At 76.8% G+C, this 13,173-nt stretch carries 10 protein-coding genes; 5 read left to right on the top strand and 5 right to left on the bottom strand.

The annotated features are described in order from the left end of the window. Window positions 1–41 precede the first annotated feature (41 nt). From ABIE39_RS16715 to csrA, 3 genes are all read left to right on the top strand, one after another. Window positions 42–2,087 carry a flagellar biosynthesis protein FlhA gene (locus ABIE39_RS16715; protein ID WP_354052695.1) on the top strand — a complete coding sequence of 682 codons (2,046 nt, stop codon included), beginning with the start codon at window positions 42–44 and terminating at the stop codon, window positions 2,085–2,087. Then, entirely contained in the window at window positions 2,059–2,910 is an 852-nt protein-coding gene (locus tag ABIE39_RS16710) for a hypothetical protein (protein ID WP_175007701.1), read from the top strand. Before ABIE39_RS16715 ends, ABIE39_RS16710 begins: the two co-directional genes overlap by 29 nt. 69 nt (window positions 2,911–2,979) lie before the next feature. Further along, on the top strand, window positions 2,980–3,219 hold the full coding sequence (csrA, locus tag ABIE39_RS16705; protein WP_074808677.1) for a carbon storage regulator CsrA: 240 nt from the start codon (window positions 2,980–2,982) through the stop codon (window positions 3,217–3,219). 108 nt (window positions 3,220–3,327) lie between these two features. On the opposite strand, the gene ABIE39_RS16700 is transcribed toward csrA, so the two are convergent. Continuing rightward, on the bottom strand, window positions 3,328–4,596 hold the full coding sequence (locus ABIE39_RS16700; protein WP_354052681.1) for a hypothetical protein: 1,269 nt from the start codon (window positions 4,594–4,596) through the stop codon (window positions 3,328–3,330). A 235-nt stretch (window positions 4,597–4,831) separates the two neighbouring features. After that, window positions 4,832–5,782 (bottom strand): hypothetical protein, encoded by a 951-nt coding sequence (locus ABIE39_RS16695; RefSeq protein ID WP_257416684.1) that lies wholly within the window; start codon window positions 5,780–5,782, stop codon window positions 4,832–4,834. A gap of 283 nt (window positions 5,783–6,065) precedes the next feature. Here ABIE39_RS16695 and ABIE39_RS16690 point away from each other — a divergent pair, with 283 nt between their 5' ends. Further along, window positions 6,066–6,680 carry a hypothetical protein gene (locus tag ABIE39_RS16690; protein ID WP_074808686.1) on the top strand — a complete coding sequence of 205 codons (615 nt, stop codon included), beginning with the start codon at window positions 6,066–6,068 and terminating at the stop codon, window positions 6,678–6,680. Window positions 6,681–6,692: 12 nt separating this feature from the next. On the opposite strand, the gene ABIE39_RS16685 is transcribed toward ABIE39_RS16690, so the two are convergent. After that, complete coding sequence (locus tag ABIE39_RS16685) at window positions 6,693–9,320, bottom strand: LuxR C-terminal-related transcriptional regulator (RefSeq protein ID WP_175007704.1); 2,628 nt, start codon at window positions 9,318–9,320, stop codon at window positions 6,693–6,695. Window positions 9,321–9,620: 300 nt separating this feature from the next. Between ABIE39_RS16685 and ABIE39_RS16680 the strand changes: the two genes are divergently transcribed. Then, window positions 9,621–11,180, top strand: a complete 1,560-nt coding sequence (locus ABIE39_RS16680; protein ID WP_354052678.1) for a hypothetical protein — start codon at window positions 9,621–9,623, stop codon at window positions 11,178–11,180. Between the two features lie 12 nt (window positions 11,181–11,192). On the opposite strand, the gene ABIE39_RS16675 is transcribed toward ABIE39_RS16680, so the two are convergent. Together ABIE39_RS16675 and ABIE39_RS16670 are read right to left on the bottom strand one after the other, a co-directional pair. Next, window positions 11,193–12,500, bottom strand: coding sequence for an alpha/beta fold hydrolase (locus tag ABIE39_RS16675; protein WP_354052676.1), 1,308 nt, complete (start codon window positions 12,498–12,500; stop codon window positions 11,193–11,195). Window positions 12,501–12,562: 62 nt separating this feature from the next. Beyond that, a complete protein-coding gene (locus ABIE39_RS16670; RefSeq protein ID WP_354052674.1) occupies window positions 12,563–13,072 on the bottom strand; it encodes a pyridoxamine 5'-phosphate oxidase family protein in 510 nt (169 codons plus the stop codon). Window positions 13,073–13,173 lie beyond the last annotated feature (101 nt).

Raw genomic sequence — 13,173 nt, 5'->3', positions numbered from 1 at the left:
CGGAAGGACCAGCGTTCCGCGTGAAGAACCGATCCCTCGCCATGATCGCCGTACCGCTCGGCGTCGTCGGCATCGTCCTGCTGCTCGTCGTGCCGATCCCCGCGGCGATGCTCGACGTGCTCATCATCGTCAACATCCTGCTGTCGCTCGTGATCCTCCTGACGTCGATGTTCGTCAAGAAGCCGCTCGACTTCTCGGTGTTCCCGTCGCTGCTGCTCGTCGCGACGCTCTTCCGCCTGGGTCTCAACGTCGCCTCGACGCGGCTCGTGCTCGGCGACGGCTACGCGGGCGAGGTCATCGGCGCGTTCGGCCACGTCGTCGTCGACGGGAACCTCGTCATCGGCATGGTCGTGTTCCTCATCCTCGTCGTCATCCAGTTCCTCGTGATCACCAAGGGCGCCGAGCGCGTGGCCGAGGTCGGGGCGCGGTTCACGCTCGACGCGATGCCCGGCAAGCAGATGGCGATCGACGCGGACCTCAACGCGGGGCTCATCAGCGAGCAGGACGCGCGGGCCCGCCGCGCCGAGATCTCCGCGGAGTCGGACTTCTACGGGGCGATGGACGGCGCGTCGAAGTTCGTCAAGGGCGACGCCATCGCGGGCATCGTCATCACGCTCATCAACCTGCTGGGCGGCATCGTGATCGGCGTGGTCATGCACGGCATGCCGGCCATGGAGGCCGTCGACACGTACTCCATCCTCACGGTGGGCGACGGGCTGGTCACCCAGGTCCCCGCGCTGCTCATGGCGGTCGCCACCGGCATGATCGTCACGCGCTCGAACTCGGGCGAGGGCGACGTCGGCTCGCAGGCGTCGAGCCAGCTCGTCCAGTCCCGGCAGGCGCTCGCCATCGCGGGCGTCGCGGCGTTCGCCATGGCGCTCATCGAGGGCGTGCCCAAGCTGCCCTTCCTCGTGCTCGGGGTCGGCCTGATCGTCGCGGCCCAGCAGATCAAGGCGCGCCAGCGGCGGGCCGAGGTCGCGCGCGCCGCGGCCGAGCAGATCGAGAAGGAGAGCACGCGCAGCGACGGCACGGAGGACCTCCTCGAGCAGATGCGCGTGCACGCGCTCGAGATCCTCCTCGCGCCCGACCTCGTCGACCTGGTCACCGGCGCGCACGACGACCTGCTCGGACGGGTCCGCGCCCTGCGACGCAAGATCGCGACGGACCTCGGGGTCGTCGTGCCGCCCGTCCGCACGCGCGACTCGATCGAGCTCCCGGCGTCGACCTACGCGGTGCGGATCGCCGGCGTCGAGGCCGGTCGCGGGCAGGCGCCGGCCGGCAAGGTCCTCGCGCTCGGCGACGACCTCGCCGCGCTGCCCGGGCTGGCGACCGTCGACCCGGTGTTCGGCATGGACGGCAAGTGGGTCCCGGTGGAGATGCGGCACAGCGCCGAGATGGCCGGCGCCACGGTCATCGACCGGGTCTCCGTGCTCGTCACCCACCTGTCGGCCCTCATCGCCGCGAACGCGGCGCGGCTGCTGTCCCGCGAGGACGTGCGCGTGCTCACCGACGAGGTCAAGCGGACCAACCCGTCGGCCGTCGACGAGCTCACGCCGGCCCTGCTGTCGCTCGCGGAGGTCCAGCGCGTCCTGCAGGGGCTGCTCGAGGAGCAGGTCGCCGTCAACGACCTGCCCCGGATCTACGAGGCGCTCGCGCTCGCCGCGAAGCGCTCGACCGACCCCGAGCACCTCGTCGAGGCGGCGCGCGCCGCGCTCGGTCCCGCGATCCCGGCCCGGCACACGGTCGCCGGCACGATCCGGGTCGTGACGATCGCCCCCGCCCTCGAGCAGGCGATGCTCGCGGGCCGCCAGCCCGGCGGCGAGCAGGGCACGGCGATCGTCGTGGACCCGGCACGCCTCGACGCGTTCCGGTCGTCCGTGGGCGAGCGCGTGCAGGCGGCCCGGGCCTCCGGCGAGGACGTCGTCCTCGTGTGCGCGCCGTCGTTGCGGGCGGCGGTCCGGCGCCTCGTCGCGACGCAGGTGCCCGACCTCGCCGTGCTGTCGTACACCGAGGTGACGGCGGGCAACGCGCTCATCGAGACGGTCGGGGTGGTGAACGATGCCCCGGCGATTGCGGCTCGAGGGTGAGTCCCTCGACGCGGTGCTCGCCCAGGCACGGCGGCTGCACGGCCCGGACGCGCGGATCGTCTCCGCCGAGCGGGTCATCACGGGCGGCTTCAAGGGACTCTTCGGGCGACAGCACTACGAGGTGGTGGTCGAGGTGAGCGACGCGCGGCCCCGGACCGCCGTCGGGCCGGTCCGGTTCCCCGCGGCCCGCCGGGCGGGCATCGCGGCGCTGCTCGACGACGCCGACGAGGGGGACGCGCTGCGCCCGGCGCCGACGGCCGCGGTCGAGGTCTCGACCCGGGGCGACGACTTCGCCGCCCTGCTCGACGAGCTCGTGGCCGAGACGGCGGAGCCGCCGCCCGCGCCCGTCCCCGCCTCGTCGCCACCCGCCGCGCCGGTGCTGCGCGCGGCGCCGGGGGACCTCGTGGCGCTCGTCGGGCTGGCCGCGGACGTCGTCCCGGCGGCCCGCGCGATGGCGCAGCGGGAGGGCCTGCTCACGGCCTGCGCGGGCGCGGCGACGGACGGCGACACGGTGCGCGTCGACGACCGCCGCGCGGCGACCGAGGCCCGTGCCCGCGGGGTCCGCGCGGCCCGCGCCACGGTCGTGGCCGTCGGGGTGCGCGTGGACGCGGTCGGTGCGGCGCGGGTCCTCGACGAGCTGGGCGCCGAGCAGGTCGCGGTCGTGGTCGACGCCTCGCGCAAGCCCGCCGACACCGAGCGCTGGGTCGCCGAGGTGCAGCGCCTCGTGCTGGTCCGCGCCATGGTCGTGGTCGGACGCGGGCTGACGACGACCCCGGACTCCGTCCTCGCGCTCGGGCTCCCCGAGCTCCGGCACGCAGGCTGACCCGGGCCGCGCCCGCATAGGTCTCCCGAACGGTCAGGATGACACGCGGGACGTCAGGAGGACGTGGCGATGCTGGTGCTGGGACGCAAGGTGGGAGAACGGATCCTCGTCGGCGACGACGTCGTGGTCACGGTCGTGTCGGTAGGCCGCGACGGGGTGCGCGTCGGGATCGACGCGCCCCGCGAGGTGCGGGTCCACCGTGCCGAGATCGTCGACCAGGTCGCCGCGGACAACCGCGCCGCCGCCCTCGTCGCGCCCGGCGGCGAGGCGCGCGCCCGCGCGCTGCTGGGGCTCGACGCGCGGCCCTGACGCCCCGCACGGGACGTGCGGGCCTCGGCCGACGAGGGCTCTCGTGCCCTCGGGGGTGCCCGGGCCCATCGGGAGCCCCCGTGCCGTCAGGAGGTCCGCCGTCGAGCGCTACCCGCGCCCGCCGCGGCCGTCGCGCCCGCCGCCGTGGCCCCGGTCCTGCCGGCCCGAGTCCTTGTCGGTGCGCCGGTCGTCACGGATCTGCGGCTGCGGCTTCGCCGTCCCGGGCCGGGCGGAGCCGCGTGCGTCGTCCGGCCGCGGTGCGGGACGGGCGGGCTTCGGCGGCGCCGGGCGCGTGACCGGCGGCGCCGGTCGCGCGGGCACGGGCGTCGGTGCGGGGCGAGCGGCCGGCGCCGGCTTCGGCGTGGGCTTCGGCGACGGCTTCGGCGCCGCCGGCGAGGGCTTCGGTGCGGCTGCAGGAGCGGGCGGCGGGGCCGGCGCGGGAGCCGGCGGGGTCGTCTCGCGGACGGCCGGTCCCGGCGCGGCGGGGACGACCGCCGGCAGCGGTGCGTCGACGGGCTCGTCGGCGGCGTCGCCCACCCCCGTGCCGACGGACTCGCCGACCGAGTCGTCGGCCGGCTCGTCGACGAGCTCGACGGCGGGCGCGGTCGACGGCGCGAGGCCCGTCAGCACCGGGGCGGACAGGTCGAGGCGGACGGCCGCGGCGCCGACGCCGTCGAGCGGTGCCCACCCGGTCGAGCCGGTGCCCGGGGCCGTGCCCAGGAGCACCTGCTCGGGCCGGGCCGAGACGCCGAGGCCGGGGCCGACCTCGTCCTCCGCGGGCGCGACCACGGCCCCGAACACGAGCGTCGCCGCGGAGAGCACCGCGGCGGCGCCCCAGCGCACGGAACGTCCCTGGACGCGGGAGCGCGCGCGCCCTTGCGCCACGAGCGCACGGCGATCCCGACGCGCGAGGTCGTGCGCCGGTGCGACCGACGGCGTCGGCCGGGCCGACGGGAGCGCGCACGGGACGGCGGCGTCGCCGCTCGCGGGCGGTGCGGCCGGGACCCCCGACGCGACGGCCCCTGCGCGGACGACCTCCCGGGACGCGGGCAGGTCGACGACGGCAGCGGTCTCGCGGAGCACGAGCAGGGCGACGCGGTCGGCCGCGAGGCGGTGGCGGTACGGCGGCACGACGACGGTGCCGTCCGCCGCCAGCGCGCGCACGGCGCGGACGGCCTCGAAGCGCACGGTGGGCGCCCAGGCGCGGCCGTCGAGCGGGCGGCGACCGGTGACGAGGTCGTCCAGGACGGCGCGCTGCGCGTCGGTCACCGCGCGCAGCGCGGCGGCCCGGTCCGTCCCCGTGACGCCCGAGGCCCGCACGTGCCGCCGGGCGTCGCGCGCGAGCCCGACGGCGTGCACGGCGACGAGGCCGGCCACCGCACGATCGTGCTCGCTCTCCGGCACCGTCGCAGCGACGACGAGCGCATCCTCGACGACCGAGCGTCGAGGCCCGGGTCCCGCGTCAGACATGTCCTGCTGCCCCCTGTGCTCCTGCGCCCGCCCTGCGGCCGCCCCCTGGTCCCCGTGCTCGCCACGGTGCGGTTCTCCTGCTCGCCGCGGCGCTGCGCCGCGGGCCTCCCGGCAGGTGCGGGTCGTGGAGCGACGTGCGCGCTCACCCGGTCTCCACGGCGTCGAGGACGATGCCGACGTCCCGCAGGTGCCGCGCCGCCAGCTCCCGGACCCGCTCGATGTGGTCGACGGTCCGGTGGCGGGGGAGACCCAGGGTCCGGGCGATCCACACGACCGTGTCATGACCCGGGAGCGGTCCGCCGCCCCCGTACGCCTCGGACATCCAGAGCGCCGCGACGCGTCCGCGGACCGGGTCCTGCGCGTGCGCCGCGTCGACGACGGACCGGACGAGCGCCGGGACCTCGACCGCGTGCAGCACGCAGTCCGCGTGCGCGTCGGTCGTGCGCGCGGAGTCGAGGGCCTCGTCGAACGACAGCGCGCCGCGCAGCACGAGCTCGTCCGCCTCCGTCACGACCATGCCCTGCCGGACGACGTCGGCCCGGTGGGCGCCGAGGCGCTCGTTGGTGGCGCGCACGGCCTCCTCGACCGAGGGGGCCGCGCCGCGCAGCGCGGCGAGCTCCGAGCGGGTGCGCGCGAGCTCGCGACGCCGACGCTGCGCGGCCACCATGCCCGACGCCGGTGCGGTCGCGTGGTCGAGGAACGAGCGGACGCGCGGGCGTGCGGTGTAGACGACGATCGCGAGGAACGAGCGCATGCTGCGCAGGTACGCGGGGTCGCGCCGGGAGCGCTCGAGCATCTCCCAGGCGGTCTCCACGACGATCGCCGCGACGTCGTCGAGGTGCTGCGCCGCGGGCACCGAGTTGGTGCGGCACAGGCGCGCCGCGATCCGGCGCCACTGCGTCGCGTGGGCGGCGAGGAGGGACGAGACCTCGGCGCGGTACCGGGCGTCGTCCTCGATCGCGACGACGCGGGCGACCTCGTCCCGGAGCGCTCCGGGGTCGTCGTCGTCCTGCGGGCCCTCGTCGACGGCGCGCACGGGACGCGCGTCGCGCGCCCGGTGCGGGCGCGGGTCGAGCAGGGTCCGGTCGGTCACGGTCCAAGCATGCGGACCCGGAGGGGCTCCTGGCGCGCCGGACACCGTCTTTCACACCGGACTTCACCCTCGGGCACCCCGGGCAGCGGGTGATCTCCGCACGCTTCGCCCGCCGCGGGTGTTTCGCGGACGTCGCCTCGGTGGGATGCTGTCCTCGGCGACGGGCTCGCCGGACGGACAGGGCAGGACGAGATCAGGAGGTGGACCGGGTGCACGCAGCGTCCTGCGCTTCGACGGCGTCGCCGTACCGGGCCGCCGACGCCCCGGGCGGGGTGGTGTCGCGGTGACCCCGGAGGAGGACGGCGCCGGCGCGCCGTGGGACGACACGACGTGGGCCATCTGGGCCGTGGGCCTCGTGGAGCCGCTCATCGACCCCGACGACCGGCTCGCGACCATGGCCGCGATGCGCGCCCAGGCGAAGGCGCACCCGCTGCGCGCCGTGACGCTCCTCGCCGGCGCCCTCACCGACCTCCTGGACTCGTTGCCCGACGACGACCCGTGGCGCCACCTGGACCCCGCGACGTTCGGCACGTACCGGGACGGCCTGGACCTGGTCCCGTCGGAGGCCGTCGTGATCGCCGAGGACATCGGCCTCGCGGCGCTCGCCCGCCCGCTCGGGCACGGCGGGGCGCGCGTCATGAGCGAGGCGCAGCACGGGTGGGAGAACGCCGCGCACGCGGCGAACGAGCTCGACGACCCCGTGCGCGTGCTCACGCGCGCCGTGGCGTGGGCAGCCTGGCGCCGCCGCGTGTACGTGGGCGAGGACAGCTACCCCGTCCTCGTCGTCTTCTCGTGGCTGCCGCGCGCGGCGCTCATCGCGGCGGGTCGCGAGATCGACGACGACCTCGCCCGTGCCGAGATGCGCGCGTCCGCGAAGATCGTCGACGACCTCGTCTGACCAGGGCGGGCCTCAGGCCCCGTCCGTGCCGCTCGCGGGCAGCGGACGCTGGGCGGGGAGGAGCCCCAGCTCGATCCCGCGCGCGAGCGCGTCCTCGCGCCGGCGCACGCCGAGCTTCCGGTAGATCGAGCGGAGCTGGCTCTTGACCGTGTTCACGGACACGGTGAGGCTCCGGGAGATGTCGATCGCGGTCGCGTGCCGCATGAGGGAGTCGAGGACGACGACCTCCCGGTCGGACAAGGGCTGCGGGAGGTCGGCCGTCGCGGCGAAGAGCTCCGGGACGGGTGCCGCGTCCCCGATGAGGCGCTGCGCCGTCTGGTCCTTGCTCCGTGCCGCCAGCTCGGCGAGCGCGAGGAGGTCGTGCCGGGCCGGGAGCGCGAGCGCGAACCGCAGCCGCCGGTCCTCGGCGACGCCGGCGAGCTTGTCCAGGGCGTCGCGCGCCTGCGTCTCCTCCTCGGCGTGCGTGAGGGCGGCGGCGAGCAGGACGGCGTGCGCGGCCCGCAGGCGGGGTGCGGCCGTCCGCGACGGCGTGTGCGCGACGAGCACGTCCCGCGCGGTGCTCCACCGGCCGGTGAGGAGGGCCACGTGGGCCTGCAGCAGCCAGGTGAGCGACGACGTCGCCGGGGCGACCTTGAGCCACGAGTGCACCGCGCCGACCTGGCCGCGCGCGAGCCCGAGCAGCCCGCTGACGTAGTCGAGGTGGTCGATGTCGCGCGCGGAGATGCGCCGGCGCCCGCGCTCGGACTCGATGTAGCGGCGCAGCCGCTCGACGCCGAGGGCCGGCTCGAACGAGACCAGGTCGACGTAGGCCTGCACGGTGGCGACGACCGGGCGGGTCTCGAGCGTCGCGACGTGCGGCCGCAGGACGTCGAGGTGGGCCTGGGCGCCGCGCGTGTCGAAGCGCTCGAGGCACACGATCGCGCGCGCGATGCGGTACAGGTGGTCGTCGCGCCCGGCGCGGACCTCGGCGTGGGGTGACGCCTCGATGACCTCGAGGTCGCGCACGGCCTCCGGCAGGTCGCCGCGGAGCGCGAGCACGAGCGCGCGCAGCGACAGACCGTAGAGCGCGCGCGGGTCCACGGCGGGGGAGCCGCCGAGGTCCTCGAGCGTGGCGAGCGCCTCGTCGTCCGCACCCGCGCGCGCGAACGACATCGCGACCTCGGCCCGGAGCCTGGGGAGCTCGCGGACGAGCTCCCGGCGCTCGTCCACGCCCAGCTCGTCGAGCGTCCGACGTGCCCGGCGCGCCGGGTCGAGGGCGCGCTGCGTCGCGTTCGTGGAGCGCAGCGCGACGCTCTCGAGCACGTCCAGGACGACGCGCTCCGCCGTCGAGGTCGTCCTCGCCCGGGGACGCAGGGCGGCCAGCGTCAGGTGGTACATCTCGATCGCCTCGGCGCGCTCCCCGGGGACGCTGTCGTGATGGATCGCGAGGGCCCCGGCGAGCAGCGGCCACCGCCGGAGCTCGGACTGCGGGAGGCTCTTGAGGACGTCGAGGCGGACCAGCGCCTGCGGCTCGAGCAGCTCGCCCCAGTGCCGCGAGACGGCCGAGGAGGCGAGCGCGAGGTCGCCCGCGTCGACCGCGTGCCGCACCGCCTCGACGGGGTAGCCGTTCGTCAGGTACCAGCGCGCGGCCGCGAGCTCCGCACGCCCCCACTCGTCCGGGTGCTCCTCGCGGACGCGCTCCGCCACGAACGCGCGCACCACGGGGAACAGGACGAAGACCCGCCCCGCGGGACGCCGCTCCCACGCGCCCAGCCCGCGCTCCTCGAGCATCCACAGCAGCTGCGGTGCCGCGGGCTCCCGGGTGAGCGCCACGGCGAGGTCGGCGGTGAGGACGTCCGCGACCGCGCACCGCCGCAGGACCTGCTCGAGCCGAGGCCGGTCGGCGCCCTCGAGCTGCTTCTCGAGGGCGGCCCGCAGCAGCTCGTCGGCGACCTGGACGTGTGCCGGGGTCCCGTGCGACCCGGCCATCTCCGCCGCGAGCATCGCGACGCGCAGGTACAGCGGCTGCCCCCCGGTGAGGACGTGCGCCTCCGCGGGGTCGAGGTCCACGCCGGCCTGGCGCAGCATGCGCGCCGTCTCGTCCCGGGTCAGCGGCAGCTGGTCGGCCGTGATGACCGTCCGGTCCAGCTCGAGCCCGATCGAGGCGGCCTCCAACGGGGAGACCGTGCTCGTCGCCACGGCGACGGAGAGGTTCGGGCACAGGCGCAGGAGTGCGAGCACGTCGTCGTGGACCGCGGCGTCCGCGACGTCCTGGTAGTCGTCGATGACGACCACGACCTCGCCGGGGACGGCGAGGAACGCGTCGGCCAGCCGGTCGGGCACGTCCTCGGCGGTGAGCTCCGCGGCTCCCAGGGCCGCCTCGAAGGCCTCGAGCCCGGCCCGCGCGGCGCGTCGCGCGACCGCGCGCCAGAGGTCCGTGCGCGTCATCTCCGGGATGACCGACAGCCAGAGGCCCGGCGTGGCCCGGCGTCGGGACCACTCGGCGAGGAGGGAGGTCTTGCCCGCCCCCGCGGGGCCCCGGACGACGCGGAGCGCCGCGTCGACCTCGAGCCGGTCGAGCAGGCGCTCGCGGACGAGCTCGGTGTGCGGCGGGCGCGGCGCCCCGTACAGACGGAACGTCGTCGTGTCCGTCACCGACATGCTGCCCTCCGTGCTTCCCCCGCTCCACGGGCGGGCGGGCGGACGGGCTGCGAACCGCGTCCGGCCACGGCTCCGCCCCCAGAGCCGGCACCGCGCCGTGATCCGCTCTCACCCTAGGCGAGGAGGTGCGCCGGTTCTCGGGGAAGGCGGGTGAAGCGCTCGAACCGCGTCGCCCGCGGCTCCCGCCACCCCGGACGAAACGGGACGCGCGGGGACGATGCGGACAGCGTCGCCCGTCGCGTGCATAGGAGCCTCGGGCGCGTCCACCCGCGGACGCGACCGGAGAGGAGCCGCACGCCCATGTCTGTGCACCGGGCCCGCCCGCGGACCGCGCTCGCCGCGGTGCTGGTGGGCGCCGTCCTGGTCGGCGCGTCCACGACGGCCCACGCCGTCCCGGTCGCCCGCGCCGCGGCAGACCCGGGCGTCGCGCCCGTGGCGACGGAGACCCTCGTGCGGGTCGTGGAGGACGGCCGGCCCGGTGCCGCGGGTGCGGCGGCGTCCACCGCTGCGGCCGACGGCACGGGCCCCGACGCGGCATCGGGCACGGACCCCGGCGCGGGCATGGACTCCGGTGCCGGCGCGGGCGCCGGCACCGTGGGCGTCGGGCCCGTCGTGCCTGCCGTGCCCGGTGCTCCCGTGCCGGACGGACCGGAGCCTCCCGCGCCCGGGTCGGCCGCTCCGGAGGAGGGCGCGTCTCCCTCCGTCCCCGCTCCCGACCCGGCGGCCCCGGAGGAGGGCGAGACGCCCCCCGGCCCCGACCCCACCGTGCCCGACGGCGAGCCCGCGCCCCGCGTGGTCGTGCTGCCGCCGGTCCTCGTCCGCGCGGCGGCCGGGGACGCGGTCTACCTCGTGCCGGTGGTCGAGGGCGTGCGCTGGTCCCTGGGCGGCGAGCCGATGGCGTGCACCGTGGTCCTGGTCGACGGGTACCGGACCGTCGAGGCGCCGCGGGACGGCGGCGTCCTGCGGGCGACGGCCGTGGCGGAGGACGGCCACGTGCTGCAGCTCCCGGACGGGCGGTCCGCCGCCGAGGCGGTCACGGAGCTGCTCCCCGTCGTCGCGGCGGTGCTCCCCGCCGCGCAGGACGGCCCGGGCGAGGCGGACACGTATACCGTGCCCGACGCCGAGGGCCTCGTCGTCCGCGACGCGACCGGCACGGTGCTCCCGCCCGGCAGCACGCACGCCGTCGGGGGGTACGTCGACCACGTGGCGCGCGTCGTCCTGACGCTCTCCCCGGCCGCGGGCCTGCGGCTCGCGGCGGAGGGTGAGGCGGAGCCGGTGCTGCCGGGGTCGGACGGGTCGCGCGCCGTCGAGCTCGTGTTCTCCGGCCTCACCGAGGTCCCGGCCCCGGCTCCCGTGGTCGTCGCCCCGCGCCCGGGCGCGGGGGGCGAGATCGAGGTGCCGCGCGCCGACGGCGTGGAGTACGTCCTCGACGAGCAGGTGCTCGCCCCGGGCCGCCACCCCGCGCGGGGCACGGTGACCGTGACGGCGCGCGCGCTCGACGGCTACGTCCTCGTCGGCGAGACGTCCTGGGAGCTCGCGCTCGACGGGCCTGCCGTCCCCGAGACGCCTGTCGCCCCGCCCGCGTCGCCGGCTCCGACCGCCCCGGACCCGGCACCCGCCGAGACCCCGAGCGCGTCCGGGCCGACGACGCCGGACGGGCTCGCGCTCGACCTGGAGCCGGTGGTCGGCACGGCAGACCCTTCCGGTTCCGTCGTCGTCGCCGCGGGCGGGGCGCCCGTCGCGGTCCCACCGGCCCCGCCGCGCGGCGACACCGGGTTCGACCTGCTCACGCTGCTGCTGGGCGGGGCGCTGGTGTCCGGGGCGTGGGTGCTGCGCGCGCGCCGCGACCAGACGGCCTGACGCGTCACCCCGTCAGGCGCGCGGGCCGCCGCGGGCGGCGAGCCGCTCGACGAGGCGCGCGAGCACGTCGCCCGTGCGCAGGCCGTCGTGCTCGAGCTCGTTCGTCACCCACGTACGGACGTTCCCCACGCGCTCGGCCGTCTCGAGCGAGAGCCCGGCGTCCACGAACATGTCGTCGAAGTACACCGCTGCCTCGACCGGCACCTCGTTGCGCGCGAGGACGTCGAGGTCGTACAGGTCGGGCCAGTCCTCCCGCGCGGCGAGCGCCTCCGCCGCCGCGCGGAACGGCCGGAGCGCGGCGACCTCCTCGAACATCCAGGGGTAGATCATCTCGCCGGTGAGGAGCAGCGGCCGAGCCGACGGGTCGAAGGCCGGGTCCTGCGCCCGGACGGACTCGGCGGCCCAGGCCGTCGGACCGTCGCCCGCCTGCGCGTAGATCGACTCGTGCAGCACGGCGTACAGGGGGTTGGTGCGGAACGACGTCGCGGCCGCGACCTCCGCGAGGAACGTGTCCGTCAGGGTGTCCGGCGCGTCGGGGTCGAACGCCTCGTCCACGAGCCAGTGGATGCGCTCCGGGCCGGGCTTCATGCCGAGGTCCGTGCCGAGCGACTGGAGCCGGCGCACGGTGAGCCGGTCGCCGTCGGGCAGCCGCACGTCGTCGGCCGCGAGGAGGTCCGCGACGCGCGCGAGGCGGGCCGCGTCGTCCGGGTAGCGCTCGCGGTAGGCGGCGTTCTTCGCGACGACGCGCGGCTGCGTGCGGCGGTAGACCTCGCGCGCGTCGGCCGTCAGGCCAGGCAGGCCGCCCGTCACGTAGCAGGCGGCGAGCGCCTCGGGCGCCCGCGACAGGTAGGTCATCGTGAGGAAGCCGCCGTAGGACTGGCCGAGCGACGTCCACCGCCGACCGCCGTACACCGTCCGGCGCACGTGCTCGGCGTCGGCGACGATCGCGTCCGCCCGGAAGCGGGAGAGGTACTCGGCCTGGACCGCCCCCGGGCCGCGCGCGGCGAGCGCCGCCCCGCGCACCGCCGAGGACCGGCCCGTGCCGCGCTGGTCGAGCAGCACCACCCGGTGCGTCGCGAGCGCGGTGCCGACCCAGCCGTCCGGCCCGGTCGGCCGGGGCCCCTTGCCGCCCGGGCCGCCCTGGAGGAACACGAGCAGCGGGAGGTCGTCGTGGCGCCGCACGGGGTCGACGAGCTCGCGCACGAACAGCGTGAGGCGGCGCGGGTCCGCGTCGTCGTCCCAGACGAGCGGCACCTCGAGCTCGCGGTCGGTGACGTGGATGCCGGGCAGGGTGTACGCGGTCTCGCGGGTGACGCTCACCCGGCCACCCTAGCCGCGGGGCCCGCGGGGCCCGCGGGCCCCGCGGCGTCCGACGGCACGCGTCACAGCTCGACGGTCTCGTTCTCCCCGCCGTCGTAGCGCGACCCGGTGACCTTCGCCTTGACCAGGCTGAAGAGCGTCGCGACGCGGCCGCCGGGGGAGTCCCAGTACTCCGCGGAGTCGGCGTGCAGCCGGATGAGGACCACCCCGGGCGTGTCCGGGCCGTCGGGGAACCAGGCGTCGGCGACCGTGTTCCACAGCTCGCGGATCTTGTCGCGGTCACGGACGAGCGAGGCACGCCCGGACACGGAGACCCACGACGTCGAGCCCGAGAAGGCCGCGTTCGCCGCCGAGTCGCGTGCGATCTCGGCCACCTTGTGCGAGTCGGCGGCGGCGAAGAACCACAGGTCGCCGTCGAAGTCGACGGCCTGGACGCCCATCGGCCGGCTGACGAGGCTCCCGTCGGTCGCGACGGTGGTCAGCATGGCGATCTTCTCGTCCTTGACCAGCTCACGGACCTTCGCGACCTCGTCGGAGCTCGCGTGGGGCTGCTCGTGGTGCGTGTCGGTCATGTCGTCTCCCGTCGTCGGGCCGCGGGGCGCGGCACCTCCCGACGCTAGGCACGACGCGCGCGACTCGCCCCGTGGGAGCACGACGAGGGGGTGGGGTGCCC

It is taken from the genome of Cellulosimicrobium sp. 4261, assembly GCF_040546915.1.
GTDB classification, from domain to species: Bacteria; Actinomycetota; Actinomycetes; order Actinomycetales; family Cellulomonadaceae; genus Cellulosimicrobium; species Cellulosimicrobium cinnabarinum.
This window is presented reverse-complemented; position numbering and strand designations above follow the sequence as displayed.

Excerpts from the sequence above, each read along its gene's own strand:
- ABIE39_RS16685 (WP_175007704.1), bottom strand. The coding sequence starts at position 9,320 with ATGTCGGTGACGGACACGACGACGTTCCGTCTGTACGGGGCGCCGCGC.
- ABIE39_RS16670 (WP_354052674.1), bottom strand. The coding sequence starts at position 13,072 with ATGACCGACACGCACCACGAGCAGCCCCACGCGAGCTCCGACGAGGTC.
- ABIE39_RS16680 (WP_354052678.1), top strand. The coding sequence starts at position 9,621 with ATGTCTGTGCACCGGGCCCGCCCGCGGACCGCGCTCGCCGCGGTGCTG.
- csrA (WP_074808677.1), top strand. The coding sequence starts at position 2,980 with ATGCTGGTGCTGGGACGCAAGGTGGGAGAACGGATCCTCGTCGGCGAC.
- ABIE39_RS16710 (WP_175007701.1), top strand. The coding sequence starts at position 2,059 with ATGCCCCGGCGATTGCGGCTCGAGGGTGAGTCCCTCGACGCGGTGCTC.
- ABIE39_RS16715 (WP_354052695.1), top strand. The coding sequence starts at position 42 with ATGATCGCCGTACCGCTCGGCGTCGTCGGCATCGTCCTGCTGCTCGTC.